The sequence below is a fragment of the Mycobacterium sp. genome, from assembly GCF_035623875.1.
In the GTDB taxonomy this organism is placed as follows: Bacteria; Actinomycetota; Actinomycetes; order Mycobacteriales; family Mycobacteriaceae; genus Mycobacterium.
In genome coordinates, this window is sequence record NZ_DASPSP010000245.1 from 33,798 (window position 1) to 49,523 (window position 15,726).

At 67.9% G+C, this 15,726-nt stretch carries 18 protein-coding genes; 11 read left to right on the top strand and 7 right to left on the bottom strand.

The window, feature by feature from the left end; all coding sequences use genetic code 11:
- Positions 1-4 precede the first annotated feature (4 nt).
- Genes bioB through VEI45_RS20040 form a run of 3 tightly spaced genes read left to right on the top strand, consistent with a single transcriptional unit; the run spans position 5 to position 1,909 of the window.
- A complete protein-coding gene (gene bioB / locus VEI45_RS20030) occupies positions 5-1,039 on the top strand; it encodes a biotin synthase BioB (protein WP_324856272.1) in 1,035 nt (344 codons plus the stop codon).
- 10 nt (positions 1,040-1,049) lie between these two features.
- Positions 1,050-1,280 carry a hypothetical protein gene (locus VEI45_RS20035; protein WP_324856273.1) on the top strand — a complete coding sequence of 77 codons (231 nt, stop codon included), beginning with the start codon at positions 1,050-1,052 and terminating at the stop codon, positions 1,278-1,280.
- Complete coding sequence (locus tag VEI45_RS20040) at positions 1,277-1,909, top strand: DUF2567 domain-containing protein (RefSeq protein ID WP_324856274.1); 633 nt, start codon at positions 1,277-1,279, stop codon at positions 1,907-1,909. Before VEI45_RS20035 ends, VEI45_RS20040 begins: the two co-directional genes overlap by 4 nt.
- On the opposite strand, the gene VEI45_RS20045 is transcribed toward VEI45_RS20040, so the two are convergent.
- Both VEI45_RS20045 and VEI45_RS20050 read right to left on the bottom strand, forming a co-directional pair.
- A complete protein-coding gene (locus VEI45_RS20045) occupies positions 1,904-3,241 on the bottom strand; it encodes a lipase family protein (RefSeq protein ID WP_324856275.1) in 1,338 nt (445 codons plus the stop codon). The two genes, VEI45_RS20040 and VEI45_RS20045, sit on opposite strands and share 6 nt — an antisense overlap.
- Positions 3,242-3,255: 14 nt before the next feature.
- Positions 3,256-3,987 (bottom strand): NUDIX hydrolase, encoded by a 732-nt coding sequence (locus tag VEI45_RS20050; protein WP_324856276.1) that lies wholly within the window; start codon positions 3,985-3,987, stop codon positions 3,256-3,258.
- A 49-nt stretch (positions 3,988-4,036) separates the two neighbouring features.
- Between VEI45_RS20050 and nadA the strand changes: the two genes are divergently transcribed.
- The 3 genes from nadA to nadC all read left to right on the top strand — a co-directional run bounded on the left by nadA (position 4,037) and on the right by nadC (position 7,629).
- Entirely contained in the window at positions 4,037-5,098 is a 1,062-nt protein-coding gene (nadA, locus tag VEI45_RS20055; RefSeq protein WP_324856277.1) for a quinolinate synthase NadA, read from the top strand.
- Positions 5,095-6,669: an L-aspartate oxidase gene (locus tag VEI45_RS20060; RefSeq protein ID WP_324856278.1), complete on the top strand. Its 1,575-nt coding sequence runs from the start codon at positions 5,095-5,097 to the stop codon at positions 6,667-6,669. Before nadA ends, VEI45_RS20060 begins: the two co-directional genes overlap by 4 nt.
- Positions 6,670-6,771: 102 nt before the next feature.
- Positions 6,772-7,629 (top strand): carboxylating nicotinate-nucleotide diphosphorylase, encoded by an 858-nt coding sequence (nadC, locus tag VEI45_RS20065; RefSeq protein WP_324856279.1) that lies wholly within the window; start codon positions 6,772-6,774, stop codon positions 7,627-7,629.
- Between the two features lie 6 nt (positions 7,630-7,635).
- On the opposite strand, the gene VEI45_RS20070 is transcribed toward nadC, so the two are convergent.
- The 4 genes from VEI45_RS20070 to VEI45_RS20085 are packed head-to-tail and all read right to left on the bottom strand — an operon-like array spanning position 7,636 to position 10,408.
- Positions 7,636-8,379: a class I SAM-dependent methyltransferase gene (locus tag VEI45_RS20070; protein WP_324856280.1), complete on the bottom strand. Its 744-nt coding sequence runs from the start codon at positions 8,377-8,379 to the stop codon at positions 7,636-7,638.
- A 24-nt stretch (positions 8,380-8,403) separates the two neighbouring features.
- Positions 8,404-9,474 carry a hypothetical protein gene (locus VEI45_RS20075; protein ID WP_324856281.1) on the bottom strand — a complete coding sequence of 357 codons (1,071 nt, stop codon included), beginning with the start codon at positions 9,472-9,474 and terminating at the stop codon, positions 8,404-8,406.
- Between the two features lie 13 nt (positions 9,475-9,487).
- Positions 9,488-9,796, bottom strand: a complete 309-nt coding sequence (locus tag VEI45_RS20080; protein WP_324856282.1) for a hypothetical protein — start codon at positions 9,794-9,796, stop codon at positions 9,488-9,490.
- A gap of 45 nt (positions 9,797-9,841) precedes the next feature.
- On the bottom strand, positions 9,842-10,408 hold the full coding sequence (locus VEI45_RS20085; protein ID WP_324856283.1) for a TetR/AcrR family transcriptional regulator: 567 nt from the start codon (positions 10,406-10,408) through the stop codon (positions 9,842-9,844).
- Positions 10,409-10,448: 40 nt separating this feature from the next.
- Here VEI45_RS20085 and VEI45_RS20090 point away from each other — a divergent pair, with 40 nt between their 5' ends.
- Positions 10,449-11,477, top strand: coding sequence for a zinc-dependent alcohol dehydrogenase (locus VEI45_RS20090; RefSeq protein ID WP_324856284.1), 1,029 nt, complete (start codon positions 10,449-10,451; stop codon positions 11,475-11,477).
- 78 nt (positions 11,478-11,555) lie between these two features.
- Here the strand turns inward: VEI45_RS20090 and VEI45_RS20095 are convergent, their stop codons facing one another.
- Positions 11,556-11,966 (bottom strand): nitroreductase family deazaflavin-dependent oxidoreductase, encoded by a 411-nt coding sequence (locus VEI45_RS20095; protein WP_324856285.1) that lies wholly within the window; start codon positions 11,964-11,966, stop codon positions 11,556-11,558.
- 84 nt (positions 11,967-12,050) lie between these two features.
- Here VEI45_RS20095 and hisD point away from each other — a divergent pair, with 84 nt between their 5' ends.
- Genes hisD through hisH form a run of 4 tightly spaced genes read left to right on the top strand, consistent with a single transcriptional unit; the run spans position 12,051 to position 15,725 of the window.
- Positions 12,051-13,367 (top strand): histidinol dehydrogenase, encoded by a 1,317-nt coding sequence (hisD, locus tag VEI45_RS20100; protein ID WP_324856304.1) that lies wholly within the window; start codon positions 12,051-12,053, stop codon positions 13,365-13,367.
- Positions 13,364-14,497: a histidinol-phosphate transaminase gene (locus VEI45_RS20105; RefSeq protein ID WP_324856286.1), complete on the top strand. Its 1,134-nt coding sequence runs from the start codon at positions 13,364-13,366 to the stop codon at positions 14,495-14,497. Before hisD ends, VEI45_RS20105 begins: the two co-directional genes overlap by 4 nt.
- Entirely contained in the window at positions 14,494-15,108 is a 615-nt protein-coding gene (hisB, locus tag VEI45_RS20110) for an imidazoleglycerol-phosphate dehydratase HisB (protein WP_324856287.1), read from the top strand. The genes VEI45_RS20105 and hisB overlap by 4 nt, the downstream gene beginning before the upstream one ends.
- Entirely contained in the window at positions 15,105-15,725 is a 621-nt protein-coding gene (gene hisH / locus VEI45_RS20115; RefSeq protein WP_324856288.1) for an imidazole glycerol phosphate synthase subunit HisH, read from the top strand. Before hisB ends, hisH begins: the two co-directional genes overlap by 4 nt.
- Position 15,726: the final 1 nt, after the last annotated feature.

Consider the following 15,726-nt stretch of genomic DNA (forward strand, 5'->3'; position numbering starts at 1 on the left):
CCTGGTGACTCAGGCGGCGACTCGGCCAACCCCCGGCACCGACAGCACCGACATCCTGACCGTGGCCCGTCGGCAGGTGCTCGAGCGGGGTGCAGGACTGAGCCAGGAGCAGGTGCTGCAGGTACTGCAACTGCCCGACGACCGGCTCGAGCAACTCTTGGCCTTGGCCCACGAGGTGCGGATGGCCTGGTGTGGGCCTGAGGTCGAGGTCGAAGGCATCATCAGCCTCAAAACCGGTGGCTGCCCCGAGGATTGTCATTTCTGTTCTCAGTCGGGGCTGTTCGCCTCGCCGGTGCGCAGCGCGTGGCTCGACATTCCCAGCTTGGTGGAGGCGGCCAAGCAGACCGCGAAGACCGGTGCCACCGAGTTCTGCATCGTGGCCGCCGTACGCGGACCCGACGAGCGGTTGATGGCCCAGGTGGCCGCCGGCATCGAGGCGATCCGCGACGCCGTCGACATCCAGATCGCCTGCTCACTGGGGATGCTGACCGCCGAGCAGGTGGACCGCCTGGCGGCGATGGGCGTGCATCGCTACAACCACAACCTGGAGACCGCCCGCTCGTTCTTCCCCAACGTCGTGACGACCCACACCTGGGAAGAACGCTGGCAGACGCTGTCGATGGTGCGCGAGGCCGGCATGGAGGTGTGCTGCGGCGGCATTCTCGGCATGGGCGAGACAGTGGAGCAGCGCGCCGAGTTCGCCGCCAACCTGGCCGAGCTGGATCCCGATGAGGTGCCGCTGAACTTCCTCAACCCGCGTCCAGGCACGCCGTTCGGCGACCTCGAGGTGCTGCCGGCGAGCGAAGCGCTCAAGGTGGTGGCCGCATTCCGGCTGGCACTGCCGCGCACCATGCTGCGTTTCGCCGGTGGTCGTGAGATCACGCTCGGCGATCTGGGCGCCAAACGAGGCATTCTGGGCGGTATCAACGCCGTGATCGTCGGCAACTATCTGACGACGCTGGGCCGCCCGGCCGAGGCCGATCTCGCGCTGCTCGATGACCTGCAGATGCCGATCAAAGCTCTCAACGCGAGCCTGTAGAACGCAATTGATGGTCCGTGACGATCTGCCCGCGCCGGTCGGCGCCGGCGTCTACAACGTCTACACCGGGGAGACGGCCGGCAGCACCGTGCCGACGGCGGCCCGGCTCGGCCTCGAGCCGCCGCGGTTCTGCGCGGAGTGTGGCCGCCGGATGGTGGTCCAGGTCCGACCCGACGGCTGGTGGGCCAGGTGCTCGCGGCACGGCAAGGTGGACTCGACCGACCTGGACACGCGCCGATGACCGAGCCGCAGCCCTCCGACGCCCCACGGACTTCGCGGCGGCGGGCCGTCTGCGCGATGGCGGTGGGGCTGTTGATCGCGGGGGCGGCCATCGGTGGGCTGTGGGCCTGGATTGCCCCGCCGATCCACGGCGTGGTGGCGTTGACGCACGACGGTGACAGGTTGCACGACTACCTGGGCGATGAACCCGAGCATTTCTTCGTCGCGCCGTTCCTGATGCTCGGCCTGTTGAACGTCGTCGCCGCCGTGGCGGCCGTGCAGGCCTGGCAGTGGCGGGCACACCGCGGGCCGGGAATGGTGACCGGGCTTTGCGCCGGCGCGGTGATCGCCGCGGGGGCCGCTGTCGGTGTGGGCGCGCTGCTGGTGCACCTGCGTTATGGCGCAGTGGATTTCGCTGCGATACCGGTGAGCCACGACCACCCGGTCTACTACTTCATCCAGGCGCCGCCGGTGTTCTTCGGTCGCACTCCGTGGCAGATCGCCTGCACGCTGCTACTACCGGCGAGCACCGCCGCGCTGGTCTACGCGGTACCGGTCGCGGCAACCGCGCGCGATGACCTGGGCGGCTATCCGGCCGTCGACCCCTCTTACCCGCAACCAGCGCGGGCGTCGACGTCCGCACCGTTATAGCGGGCGGCGGTGCACCGCCTTTCCGGTGATCACCTTGGCCGCAATCACGGCCAGCCGCGTCATGCCGATATATGTCATCGGGTTGAACATGGTCGGCCATTTCGTCCTGACCAGATGATCGGTCAGCGGTCGGCCGGCAAACCGGTCCTGCAGCCAGCGCAGCGTCATCGGCGCAGACAGCGGATGCAGCAACAGGTGCTCATTGAACGCATCGCGGTGATAGGTGACGTCGGCTCCACCCGCCGAGTAGGTGTGGGCCAACTGATCGATGTCCTCGACATCGATCAGGTAGTCGTGGACGGCCTGCACGATCAACACCGGCGGTGTCGGTACCGTGGCGCCCAGCCTGATGCTGTCGAAGACGTGTTGAACCTCTGGCGTCATGAGGATTTCCTCCAGCGGCCGGTCGAGGTAGACGCCGACGTCCTTCTTCGCCATCCGCAACACCGCGCCCACCGTGGTCATCCGCTCTAACCGCTGTAGCAGGGCGCGCCCCTCCTCATTGGCGTGCTCTTGGATCACCCGGTCCAAGTCGGGGTAGATGTGGGCCAGCGCCGCGATCACCATCGCGGGCAAACCCGACAAGAAGGTGCCGTTGAGCCGACGGAAGGTGTGGCCGAGGTCGCCGACCGGTGATCCGAGTACGGCGCCGACGATGTCGAGCTCGGGTGCGTAGTCGGCGCAGAGTTCAGCGGCCCAAGCGGTTGCCAGTCCGCCGCCGGAGTAGCCCCATAGCCCGACCGGCGCCGACGGCGACAGTCCGAGGCCCGCGGCGCCCAGCGCCGCCCGGATTCCGTCGAGAATGCGATAGCCGGGTTCGTGCGGCGCGCCCCACATCCCGTCGCGGCCTTCGTGGTCGGGTATCGAGACCGCCCAGCCTTCGGCGAGGGCGGCGGTGATCAGCAGCAACTCCAGCTGCGCCAGCGCGCCGACCGCCCACGCGTTTCGCCGCAACGCATAGGACGGAAAGCAGCGGGATGACACGGCGTCGATGGCGCATTGATACGACAACACCGGGCAGGGCCGTTCGGGAGTGATGTCCCCGGGGACGATCACCGTGGTCACCGTCGCTTCCGGGTTTCCGTTCATGCCCGTCGTCCGGTACAGCAGCTGGGTGGCCATGGCCCGCTGCGGTATCAGACCCAGAAATGCCAGCCCGACGTCGCGTGAGCGCAGCACGGTGCCAGGCATGGCGTGCTGATAGCCAGCTGGCGGCTGGTAGAACGGGTCATTCGATGGCAGTAGCGGGCGCGCCTTGGGCTGCAGCTCTTCATGGGGTGCGCGACCGATCCATTCCGCGCCGGTGGTGCTCGCAAGGCTGCCAATGTCCATCCGGGCATTGTTACTTAAGAGGGCATTAAGAATCCAGTCGGCCCGCCGGGAGGCCGTAGAGCAGCGAACTCGTCGGTGACCCGCAGCTGCGAGTCGGTGAAGCGGTACAGCGCCGCCGGGCGGCCGCCGCTGCGCCCGGATTGCGCGACGGTGCCGGTCGCGGTGATCACGCCGCGACGGGCCAGCACGCGCTGCAGGTTCGTCGTATCGACCTGGTACCCCAGCGCGGCGCTGTAGATATCACGCAGTGTCGAGAGTGCGAATTCGGTTGGGGCCAGGGCAAACCCGATGTTTGTGTAGGACATCTTGGCCACCAGTCGGGTACGGGCGTGGGCGACCATCGGGCCGTGGTCGAACGCCATTGTCGGCAGTGTGGTGACCGGATGCCAGCGGGTGTCGGGCGGCAGTTCCGGCGTGGCGGGGGAGGGCACCAGACCCAGAAAGGTCGACGCGATCGTGCGGGTGCCGGGCACCCGCTCGGGATCGGAGAACACCGCGAGCTGCTCCAAGTGAGCGACTTCCCGCAGGTCAACCTTCTCGGCCAGTTGACGCCGCACCGACGTTGTCATGTCCTCGTCGTGGCGCAGCCGCCCACCCGGCAACGACCACGCACCTCGCTGCGGGTCGCGGGCACGCTGCCACAGCAGGACGCTGAGCTGCGGCTTCTGGGTCTTCGGCCCGCACCCAAGGCCGCGAACCTGGAATACGACGGCGAGCACTTCGTGGGCAGTGCTACCATGTGGCATGTTTTCGATTATAAGTCGAAAACCGGGTTTGGGGGCGAAAGGAACGGCGATGACGGTCCTGAATCGCACGGATCCAATGGCAAATGAGTTGGTAAAAGACCTGGCCGCCGCAATCACCAGCTCTCCCAGCGGTTACGCCGGCGTCGAGGGCGACGAGCGGTGGGCGGCCGAGATTCGGCGGCTGGCCGAGCTGCGCAACGCCACGATTCTGGCGCATAACTACCAACTACCAGCCATCCAGGATGTCGCCGATCACGTCGGTGACTCGCTGGCGCTGTCCCGGATCGCCGCCGAGGCGCCCGAGGAAACCATCGTGTTCTGCGGCGTGCACTTCATGGCCGAGACGGCGAAAATCCTCAGCCCGGAGAAGACCGTGCTGATCCCCGACCAGCGGGCGGGCTGCTCGCTGGCCGACTCGATCACCCCTGAGGAACTGCAGGCCTGGAAGAACGAACACCCCGGCGCCGTCGTGGTCTCCTACGTCAACACGACCGCGGCGGTCAAGGCGCTGACCGACATCTGCTGCACGTCGTCGAACGCCGTCGACGTGGTCGCCGCCATCGACGCGGACCGCGAGGTGCTGTTCTGCCCCGACCAGTTCCTCGGGGCGCATGTGCGCCGGGAGACGGGTAGAGCGAACCTGCACGTGTGGGCCGGCGAATGCCACGTGCACGCCGGGATCAACGGCGAGGAGCTTACCGATCAGGCTCGCCGGCACCCGGACGCCGAGTTGTTCGTCCACCCAGAGTGCGGCTGTGCGACGTCGGCGCTGTATCTGGCCGGCGAGGGCGCCTTCCCGGCGGAGCGGGTGAAGATCTTGTCGACCGGCGGCATGCTGAACGCCGCGCGGGCCACCCACGCCCGCCAGGTGCTGGTCGCGACCGAGGTCGGGATGCTGTATCAGCTGCGGAACGCCGCGCCCGGCGTCGACTTCCGCGCGGTCAATGACCGCGCGTCATGCAAGTACATGAAGATGATCACCCCCGCGGCGCTGTTGCGTTGCCTGCTCGAGGGCGCCGACGAAGTCCACGTCGATGCCCGAACCGCGGGGCTGGCGCGGCGCAGCGTGCAGCGGATGATCGCCATCGGCCAGCCCGGCGGCGGCGAATGAGCATTCGCCCGGCCTGGCAGCAACAGGCCGACGTCGTGGTCATCGGCACCGGGGTGGCGGGCCTGGCCGCCGCGCTGGCCGCGGACCGCGCCGGGCGCAGGGTCGTCGTGCTCAGCAAGGCGCGCCGCAGGTTTGGTGTGACGGCCACCCACTACGCCCAGGGCGGGATCGCGGTGGTGCTGCCGGAGACCGACGACTCGGTCGACGCACACGTCGCCGACACGCTGGCTGCCGGCGCCGGCCTCTGCGATGCCGATGCTGTGACGTCGATAGTCGCTGATGGTTACCGAGCGGTGGCCGAATTGGTCAGCGAGGGAGCACGATTCGACCAGGCCACGGCCGGCGGATGGGCGCTGAGCCGCGAAGGCGGGCATTCGCGGCGGCGCATCGTGCACGCCGGCGGTGATGCTACCGGCGCCGAGGTCCAGCGCGCGCTCGACCATGCGGCGATCGCGCTGGACATCCGCACCGACCACGCTGCCCTGCGCTTGCTGCATGACGGTGATGCGGTGACGGGGGTGCTGGTCGCCAATCCCGATGGTGTCGGCATCGTCCACGCGGCGTCGGTGATATTGGCCACCGGCGGGCTGGGACACCTCTACCGCGCGACCACCAATCCCGACGGCTCGACCGGTGATGGGATCGCTCTGGCGCTGTGGGCCGGTGTCGCGGTGAGCGACATCGAGTTTATCCAGTTCCACCCCACCATGCTGTTCAACGGCCACCGCGGCGGCCGCCGGCCGCTGGTCACCGAAGCGATCCGCGGTGAGGGTGCGATCTTGGTTGACAGTCAAGGCAATTCGGTCACTGCGGGCGTACATCCAATGGGCGATCTGGCGCCGCGCGACGTGGTGGCGGCCGCTGTCGACGCCCGGCTGCGCGCGACCGGCGACCCATGTGTTTACCTCGACGCCCGCAGCATCGTGGATTTCGAGGACCGCTTCCCGACCGTCAACGCCGCGTGCCGAACAGTCGGCGTCGACCCGGTTCGCCAGCCCATCCCGGTGGTTCCGGGTGCGCACTACAGCTGTGGCGGCGTCTCCACCGATGTGCACGGACAAACCGAGTTGCCCGGGCTGTTCGCCGCGGGTGAGGTCGCTCGAACCGGAATGCACGGTGCCAACCGGCTGGCGTCCAACAGCCTGCTGGAGGGGCTGGTCGTCGGGGGCCGGGCGGGCCGGGCCGCGGCGGCGCACGCGGTGCTGGTCGGACCTCCGCGTGCGACGGCGCCGGATTCGACCGGCCGTGCCACGCTGCCTCGCGGCGATCTGCAACCGGCGATGAGCCGCGATGCCTCGGTGGTCCGCGACGGCGATGGTCTGCGCAGGCTGACCGGCACGCTGTCGGCGGCGCCGGTCCGGGCCATGTTCACTCATGTCGACGTCGAAGACGCGGCACTGACCGTGACTGCTCGCGCGATCGCGGCCGCAGCGCTGGCCCGTGACGAGAGCCGGGGCTGTCACCACCGTGCCGAATACCCCGACGCCGCCGTCGCCCCGGCGCGCAGCATCGTCGTCCGGCTGGCCGATGACGACAGCGCGCGCGTCGAGGAGCCGGTGGCGGTGTGCTGATGGCCGCGCCGGCGACGATGCAGAGCGAAGCGATGAGGAGGAGCGGCGCTTTGGCCACGCCGGCGACGATGCAGAGCGAAGCGATGAGGAGGAGCGGCGCCATTGGTGTTGTCGGAATGTGAGCTCGCCGAGGCTCGCGCCACGATCAGCCGCGCCCTCGACGAGGACCTGCGCTACGGGCCGGACGTCACGACGCTCGCGACGGTGCCCGACGGCGCCACCACCACCGCGTCGCTGATCACCCGTGAGCCGGGTGTGATCGCCGGTGTGGACGTCGCACTGCTGGTGCTCGACGAGGTGCTCGGCGCCCGCAGCTACCGGGTGCTCGACCGCGTCGAGGACGGCGCGCGGCTGCAGCCGGGGGCATCGGCGTTGACGGTGCAGGCCCAGATGCTCGGCTTGTTGACCGCCGAGCGGACCCTGCTCAACCTGGCCTGCCACCTGTCCGGGATTGCCACCGCAACGGCCGCGTGGGTTGACGCCGTGCACGGCACCAACGCGAAGATCCGCGACACCCGCAAGACACTGCCGGGCCTGCGGGCGCTGCAGAAGTACGCGGTCCGGGTCGGCGGTGGCGTCAACCATCGACTCGGCTTGGGCGATGCGGCGCTGATCAAGGACAACCACGTCGCCGCGGCGGGATCGGTGGTCGCGGCGCTACGCGCGGTGCGCGCCGCCGCACCCGATCTGCCGTGCGAGGTCGAGGTCGACTCGCTCGATCAGCTCGACGAGGTATTGGACGAAGCGGCCGAATTGGTGCTGCTCGACAACTTTGCGGTCTGGCAGACTCAGATCGCGGTGCAGCGCCGCGATGCCCGCGCACCGGCAACCAAACTGGAGTCGTCCGGCGGGCTTTCGTTGGACACCGCCGCAGACTACGCGGGTACGGGCGTGGACTACCTGGCCGTCGGCGCGCTCACCCACTCGGTGCGGGCGCTCGACATCGGCCTGGACATCTGACGGCCCTCAGGGCCTGACACAGTCCAGCAGAATGAAACTCGGATACTTCAGGAAATCGTCCCAGTAGGCGGGATCGTCATCGGGGGTGTGTGACACCTCGGGCATGTGCACCGCAAAGTCCCGGAAGCCCGCCTGGGTGAGAGCGGACTCGTAGGCCGCGACCGGCATGTAATAGTTCTCGATCTCCAGCGTCGAATCCTCCAGCAGCAGAATCACTTTGGTCGGCGCACCCTCGACGGCGTGATCGGCGAGTGACAATTCGAAGCCGTACTTGCGGTAGTCCGGCAGCGGGTCGAAGCCGTACACCGCGGGGTTGTTGACCACGGTCACAAAGCGCCCGCCCGAACGGAGCCGGCTGGCCAGCCCCCGGCACATCTGCAGGAGTTCGGCTCGGGTTTGCGCGTACACCAGCAGCCAGGCAGCGACCACCAGGTCGAAATCCGCATGCTCGGCCATGGCCCCGGCGTCCTCGACGCGGTAGTCGATACCGAGCGGCTGACGCGCCTCCTGCACACGGGCCGAGTCGATCATCCGCTCGGAGATGTCGATCCCGGCCACCTCTGCGGCACCGGCTTTGCGCAGCATTCGCGTGAAATTCCCTTCGCCGCAAGCGACGTCGAGCACCCTTTTCCCCTCGACATCGCCGATCAGCTTCATGAATGAATACGCTTCGGCATGCGAACGCCAGGACTGAGCCCTGTATTGCTGGTACTGCTCTGCGATCCGATTTTCGTCGTAATCGGTGACCATGACGACTCAGACTAACGCCGGGGATCACCACCGTGGCGGCGCGGCTCCCCGACCGAAGCCCCACGTCGACTGACCCAGTCTGGGCTTCCGCGGTTCGTTGGGCGGCCGTTGAAAGTCGGCCTGCAGCAAGGGTTCCGCATCGGCGCCCTCGGTGAGCGCCGAACAGGGCGTGGTGAATTCGCAGTCGCGGCAATGCGCGGCGAACGTCGGGTAGATGGTTGGCCAACTGGTCATGTCGACCGCCTCGGCAGCGATCAGCGATCCCACCGAGGCGATCTCGTGGCGGCTCCGACGGATACGAGTACGACGCAGCACACCCGCGGTGCGTTGCTCGGTCCGCCCCGTCGCGACGCGGCGCGCTGCCTGCGCCGAGACCCGCTGGTGCTGCGGGAGTAAACGACCACCACCGCTGGCCTCGCTTTGGGCCACCGCTTTCGGCAAGCGCTTCATCGCGGACCCGGCCGGCGGGAACTTGAGCGGGCCGGCGACGCGCACCTCGTTGTGGATGGTTCCGGCGATCTGCACGCCGATGTAGTCGTGCTCGAACGCCCAACAGGACGCCACCGCCTCCTCGTCGCGGACCAACGTGTCGATGTCCTGCCACTCATCGACGATCCGATGGCAGACCACCCAATACTCGTCGGCGGCGTCCACGGCTACCAAATCGATTCGGCACGGGTAGATCACCGGCGATCCGTCGTGCACCACCAATCCGCGCTCGGGGTCGTCGGAATCCGGGACCAGGGCATCGACATCGAGGTTGATCTTGACCGGCGCGAAGTCGTCGACAGCGTTTGCCCAGGCGTCATAACAGTCCAGCAGCGCTGCTGCCTTGTCGAGCATGCCGGTCGCGTCGGCATCGGCCAAGGACCGTTCGAGCGCTTTGTGCACCAAGGGCTGGGTCACCTCGTGTTGCCAGTCCCAGGTGCCGGGGTAGTAGTACACGGCCAACGCATCCTTGAGCGCAGCGGGCAGCGCAGCCTCGACGAACCCCGTCGATCTCAGGTTGCGGCGGTGCGGCGACGCGAAATCCCACTGCCGCCGGCAGCGCTTGAACCGTGTGCGCTCCTCGGCGGTGATCCGATAGTCGACCATGCGTCCGGCCGTCTCAGTGATGGTGTGCGTGATGCTGCGGCCAGGGCTCGTCGACCGGCCACCGACACCGGTCTGCGGTATCGGCCATCGACTCGAGTTCAGCGAGCAGATCGTCGAAGAACGCGCGCAGCAGTCCCGGTTCGTCGAGTGGCCAGGCGGCCGAAAACGACATCCACACGTCGGGGGCGGTTGCCGGAGAAGGCATTTGCCCGGCCGTCACTATTCGCCAGTCATAGGCATCGCCGGAGCGCTGTAGGTACACGAGGTCATCGCGACCGGGGCTTGCCGCCACGATCGAGGCGAACAGTTCATCCCTAGTCATTGCCGCACCCCGTCTGTCCAGAATAGGCGCACGGGCGGCTGCGATCTAGCGGCGAAGTAAGCGGCGTGCTGCTGGCTTGGCGGCGACGAGCGCACTCTCATCGCCCGCGATGCGGGACAGGATCAGCGCTCCCTCGATCAATGAGATGACCGCAACGGCAACGCTTTTCGCTTCGACTGTCGGCCAACCTTCGGCGTGCAGTCGCTCTTCGATCGCCTTGCACCAGCCGGAGAAGGCGCGCGCCGATGCCTCGCGCACCATCGGACTGGCATTCACCGACTCGGTGGCGATCGGCTCGATGGGGCAGCCGTCGCGTCGATCGGCGGTCAGCCCGTCGACCAGCAAGTCAACCCATCGGTCGACGATGTCCGCCACCGGCAGACCGCCCGCCAGGAATCTGCGCAGCAGTTGCTCGATGGCGGCCCCGGTCTGATCGACGACGGCGGCGGCCAACTGCTGCTTGCCCCGCGGAAAGTGGTGATAAAGCGAGCCCGGCTTGACACCTGCTTCGTCGAGGATCTGGTTGAGCCCAGTCGCGGCGTAGCCCTGACGGCGGAACAGGGTGGCCGCGGTGTCGATCAGCGCGGCTCGGCTGCGATCGGGTCTCGGCACGGTATTGACAATACTTGAGTTATCACTCAAGAATGCTGCAATGAGGCAGTTGATGTTCGAAGAGGCCGGGCGGTACGCATGGCGCGAGGGCCCCGACCCGGAAATCGCAGCGCCCAAGCAGGCGCTGGTCAGGCCGTTGCTGGTGGCGTGCTGCGACCTTGACGTCGCGGTCGCGCACGGCCGATTGCCGATGCCGTCCGGACATGCGGTCGGTCATGAGGGGCTAGGGGAGGTCGTCGCCAAAGGCGACGAAGTCACAAGCGTCCAGGTCGGCGACCGAGTGGTCGTGCCGTTTCAGATCAGCTGCGGCACCTGCCGCGACTGCCGCCGCGGCGTTACGGGTTCGTGCGCGTCGCTGCCGCTGATGGCAATGTACGGGATGGCCCCGCTTGCCGGCCTCGACGGCGGCGGATTCATGTCCGACCTGGTCCTGGTGCCCTACGCCGACGCGATGCTGATTCCGATTCCGCCGACCGTCGACCCGATCGCCATCGCTTCGCTGTCGGACAACATTCCCGACGGCTGGCGCGCGGTGGGGCCCTACAGCGCGGAGCTGGCTGGCCTCGATCCGGCCGATCGCCGTGTGCTGGTGGTCGGCCGGCTTTCGATCGGGCTGTACGCGGCGGCATTCGCGGCTGCGCTCGGCTTCCACGTCGACTATCTCGACACCGACCCGAACCGGCTTGCCATGGCGGAGAAACTCGGCGCGGTCGTGCACGACGTTGCCAAGCCCGATAAGTCCTGGGACCCGTATCCGGTCACCGTGCACACCAGTGGCGATCCGTCACTGCTGGCGGCAACGCTGCGGGCCACTTGGCCAGACGGTGTGTGTACCGACACCGGGATCTACCCCGAGTACAACGTCGAGATGCCGTTGCTGCCGATGTACACCCGCGGTGTGCGATTCATCACCGGGCGGGTCAGCGCGCGCGCTGTCATCCCGGAAATCCTTGAGCTCCTGGTCGGCGGCTGCGATCTGTCCCCGGTCGTCGACCGCGTCGTCGCCTGGGAGGACGCACCGTCGGTCTGGCCGACGATGGCCGGCAAGACCGTGTTCACGCGGGCTTAGCCGCGTGACGATGCGGGCCGGTTCACCGGCCCGAGGTGGGGGTCTCCCCGCTTGCGGGGGAGAGGGCGGCAATCTGGCTTAGACGATATCGGCGACGAAGACCCCGACCCGGCCGCCCTGCAGCCGGGCCATCCACGGCAGCCCCTCGCAGTCGCCACCGGCGGGCACTATCCGCGGGTTGGTGATGTGGACGTCCTTCCGGATGAAGTGCACGTCGGCCTCACCCGCGGCCAGCACGTTCTTGACCCAATTCGTTTTCCCGTGGCCCAGCGCAATGGCCAGCACATTGCCTTTGCGGTACGCGGTCACGATGGTCTCGTAGGGCGTGCCGGACTTGCGACCACGGTGCTTGATGACCGAGAACCCGGGCAGGTAGCGCGCGATCGGCCGCACCGCCGGGTTGAAGTATTTGATTTGGAAGCGCTCCAGCCAGGGCGGGAAGATCATCGGGACGCCAGGGGCACTGTTGGGACGATCTTCTACTGACATGGCGACTCCGTTTTTCGTGGTGTGCGGTCACTGTACCGGTCCGATATGGAGTTGATCTTCTCTGGGACAATGGTCGATGTGAACGTGATGGCGCGCATCGACCTGCGGGGCGAGGAGCTGTCGGCTGCCCGGCTGCGGGCCTCGTTGCCACGCGGTGGCATGGACGTCGACGCCGCGCTGCCGACGGTGCGCCCGATCGTCGAGGCGGTCGCCGAGCGCGGCGCCGCGGCCGCGCTGGAATTCGGTGAGTCGTTCGACGGGGTGCGGCCGTCGACTGTGCGAGTCCCGGCCGCCGAGCTGGACGCCGCGCTGGCCGGCCTGGACCCCGACGTCCGATCCGCCCTGCAGGTGGCGATCGACCGCACCCGCGCGGTGCACGCCGATCAGCGCCGCGCCGACTCCAAGACCACCCTGGGACCGGGCGCCACCGTCACCGAGCGGTGGGTTCCGGTCGAGCGTGTCGGGCTGTACGTACCCGGCGGCAACGCGGTATACCCATCCAGCGTGGTGATGAACGTGGTGCCGGCGCAGGCCGCCGGCGTCGGCTCGCTGGTGGTGGCCAGCCCACCGCAGGCGGAATTTGACGGCCTCCCAGACCCGACGATCCTGGCCGCGGCCCGCCTGCTCGGAGTCGAGGAGGTTTGGGCGGTCGGCGGGGCGCAGGCGGTGGCGCTACTGGCGTACGGCGGCATCGACACCGACGGCGCCGAGCTGGCGCCGGTCGACATGATCACCGGGCCCGGCAACATCTACGTCACCGCGGCTAAGCGGCTCTGCCGTTCGCGCGTCGGCATCGACGCCGAAGCCGGGCCGACCGAGATCGCCATCCTGGCCGATCACACCGCCGACCCCGCGCATGTGGCCGCCGATTTGATCAGCCAGGCCGAGCATGACGAGATGGCCGCCAGCGTCCTGGTGACACCGAGTGCCGACCTGGCTGATGCCACGGACACCGAGTTGGCCGCCCAGTTGGCGACCACCGTGCACCGTCAGCGGGTGATGGCCGCGCTCTCCGGGCGACAGTCGGCGATCATCTTGGTTGACGACCTCGACGCCGGTATCCGCACCGTCAACGCCTACGCCGCCGAACATCTGGAGATCCAGACCGCCGACGCGGATCAGGTTGCGGCCCGGATCCACTCGGCGGGCGCCATTTTCGTCGGCCCGTACTCGCCGGTCAGCCTCGGCGACTACTGCGCCGGCTCCAACCACGTGTTGCCGACGGCGGGCTGCGCACGGCATTCCAGCGGCCTGTCGGTGCAGACCTTCCTGCGTGGCATCCACGTCGTCGACTACACCGAGGCCGCGCTGAAAGACGTTTCGGGGCATGTGATCACGCTGGCCAAGGCCGAAGACCTGCCCGCGCACGGCGAGGCCATACGTCGGAGGTTCGAGCGATGACCCAACCAGGGCAGCGGGTCACGCTCGACGAGCTGCCGCTGCGCGACGACTTGCGCGGCAAATCGCCCTACGGCGCGCCGCAGCTGGCGGTTCCGGTGCGGCTGAACACCAACGAGAACCCGCACCCGCCCACCCAGGCGCTCGTCGACGACGTCGTCGCGTCGGTGCGGGGTGCTGCCGTCGACCTGCACCGCTACCCCGATCGCGACGCCCTGGCTCTGCGTCGTGACCTGGCCGCCTACCTGAGCCTCCAGACGGGCGTCCAACTTGGGGTGGAAAACCTCTGGGCCGCAAATGGTTCCAACGAGATCTTGCAACAGTTGCTGCAGGCTTTCGGAGGACCGGGGCGCAGCGCGATCGGATTCGTCCCGTCGTATTCGATGCACCCGATCATCTCCGAGGGCACCCGCACCGAATGGATCGAGACGATGCGCGCCGCGGACTTCAGCCTCGACGTCGCGGCCGCCGTCGCGGCGATCGCTGGTCGTCGGCCCGATGTGGTGTTCGTCGCGAGCCCCAACAACCCGTCGGGGCAGAGTGTTTCGCTGCCCGATCTGCGGGAACTGCTGGAGGCGACGCCCGGGATCTTGATCGTGGACGAAGCCTACGGCGAGTTCTCCTCGCAGCCCAGTGCGGTGGCGCTGGTCTCCGAGTATCCGACCAAGCTCGTCGTGACCCGCACCATGAGCAAGGCGTTCGCCTTCGCCGGAGGCCGGCTGGGCTACCTGATCGCCACCCCGGCGGTGATCGACGCCATGCTGTTGGTGCGGCTGCCCTACCACTTGTCCTCGGTCACTCAGGCCGCCGCCCGGGCAGCGCTGCGGCACGCTGATGACACCTTGGGCAGCGTCGCGACGCTGATCGCCGAACGCCAGCGGGTGAGTGCAGCATTGAGCGGCATGGGATTTCGGGTCGTTCCCAGCGACGCCAACTTTGTCCTGTTCGGGCAGTTCGCCGACGCGCCGACGGCCTGGCAGCGCTACCTCGATGCCGGCGTCCTGATACGCGACGTCGGTATCCCCGGGTACTTGCGCGTCACCACCGGACTGGCCGAAGAGAACGACGTCTTCCTGCAGACGAGCGCCCAGATCGCCGCCACCGAATTGGCCCAGCCCTTAGGAGCGTCATGAGCCTGCAGCGCCGCGCCCGCGTGGAACGCACCACCAAAGAGTGCGACATCGTCGTCGAACTCGACCTGGACGGCACCGGAGAGGTCCACGTGGACACCGGAATACCGTTCTACGACCACATGCTGACCGCGCTGGGCAGCCACGCCAGCTTCGATCTGACTGTGCGGGCCAAGGGTGATGTGGAAATCGAGGCGCATCACACCATCGAGGACACCGCGATTGTGCTCGGTCAGGCCCTTGGCCAGGCGCTCGGGGACAAGAAGGGCATCCGCCGGTTCGGCGACGCCTACATCCCAATGGACGAGGCCTTGGCGCACGCGATTGTCGACGTGTCCGGCCGACCTTACTGTGTGCACACCGGCGAGCCGGATCATTTGCGGCACTTCACCATTGCCGGTAACGCCGTCCCGTATCACACCGTCGTCAACCGGCACGTGTTCGAAACGCTGGCGAACAATGCCCGCATCGCGCTGCATGTTCGTGTCCTCTACGGCCGCGACCCGCATCACATCACCGAAGCCGAGTACAAGGCCGTCGCCCGCGCATTGCGCCACGCTGTTGAACTGGATTCGCGGGTCTCGGGTGTGCCGTCCACCAAAGGGACCCTGTGAAAGCCAAATCCGTTGTGGTTTTGGACTATGGCTCAGGCAATCTGCGTTCTGCGCAGCGTGCGCTGCAGCGCGTGGGCGCCTCGGTTGAGGTGACGGCCGACCTCGGCGCCGCCGCGTCCGCCGACGGATTGGTGGTTCCGGGCGTCGGCGCTTTCGAAGCGTGCATGACCGGGCTGCGTGGGATCGGCGGTGAGCGGGTCATCGCCGAGCGAGTTGCCGGTGGGCGACCGGTGCTGGGTGTGTGTGTCGGCATGCAGATTTTGTTCGCCCGCGGTGTCGAGTTCGGGGTGGAGACCAGCGGATGCGGCCAGTGGCCCGGCGCCGTGACTCGGTTGGACGCACCGGTGATCCCGCACATGGGGTGGAACGTGGTGGTAGGCGCGCCGGGCACAGCGCTGTTCAAGGGCCTTGACGTCGATGCCCGGTTCTACTTCGTGCACTCCTATGCCGCCCAGCGCTGGGAAGGCCCAGCCGAGGCGCTGCTGACCTGGGCCACCCACGGGGTGCCGTTTTTGGCCGCAGTCGAAAACGGGCCGCTGGCCGCCACCCAGTTCCATCCGGAAAAGAGCGGGGACGCCGGGGCGGCGGTGTTGAGCAATTGGGTTGAGGGGTTGTGAC

Bases quoted from the DNA above. Each gene is read 5' to 3' on its own strand.
- nadA (WP_324856277.1), top strand. From the start codon at position 4,037: ATGACGGTCCTGAATCGCACGGATCCAATGGCAAATGAGTTGGTAAAA.
- VEI45_RS20060 (WP_324856278.1), top strand. From the start codon at position 5,095: ATGAGCATTCGCCCGGCCTGGCAGCAACAGGCCGACGTCGTGGTCATC.
- VEI45_RS20070 (WP_324856280.1), bottom strand. From the start codon at position 8,379: ATGGTCACCGATTACGACGAAAATCGGATCGCAGAGCAGTACCAGCAA.
- VEI45_RS20095 (WP_324856285.1), bottom strand. From the start codon at position 11,966: ATGTCAGTAGAAGATCGTCCCAACAGTGCCCCTGGCGTCCCGATGATC.
- VEI45_RS20075 (WP_324856281.1), bottom strand. From the start codon at position 9,474: ATGGTCGACTATCGGATCACCGCCGAGGAGCGCACACGGTTCAAGCGC.
- VEI45_RS20050 (WP_324856276.1), bottom strand. From the start codon at position 3,987: ATGCCACATGGTAGCACTGCCCACGAAGTGCTCGCCGTCGTATTCCAG.
- VEI45_RS20080 (WP_324856282.1), bottom strand. From the start codon at position 9,796: ATGACTAGGGATGAACTGTTCGCCTCGATCGTGGCGGCAAGCCCCGGT.
- hisB (WP_324856287.1), top strand. From the start codon at position 14,494: ATGAGCCTGCAGCGCCGCGCCCGCGTGGAACGCACCACCAAAGAGTGC.
- VEI45_RS20045 (WP_324856275.1), bottom strand. From the start codon at position 3,241: ATGGACATTGGCAGCCTTGCGAGCACCACCGGCGCGGAATGGATCGGT.
- VEI45_RS20105 (WP_324856286.1), top strand. From the start codon at position 13,364: ATGACCCAACCAGGGCAGCGGGTCACGCTCGACGAGCTGCCGCTGCGC.
- VEI45_RS20090 (WP_324856284.1), top strand. From the start codon at position 10,449: ATGAGGCAGTTGATGTTCGAAGAGGCCGGGCGGTACGCATGGCGCGAG.
- VEI45_RS20035 (WP_324856273.1), top strand. From the start codon at position 1,050: ATGGTCCGTGACGATCTGCCCGCGCCGGTCGGCGCCGGCGTCTACAAC.
- VEI45_RS20040 (WP_324856274.1), top strand. From the start codon at position 1,277: ATGACCGAGCCGCAGCCCTCCGACGCCCCACGGACTTCGCGGCGGCGG.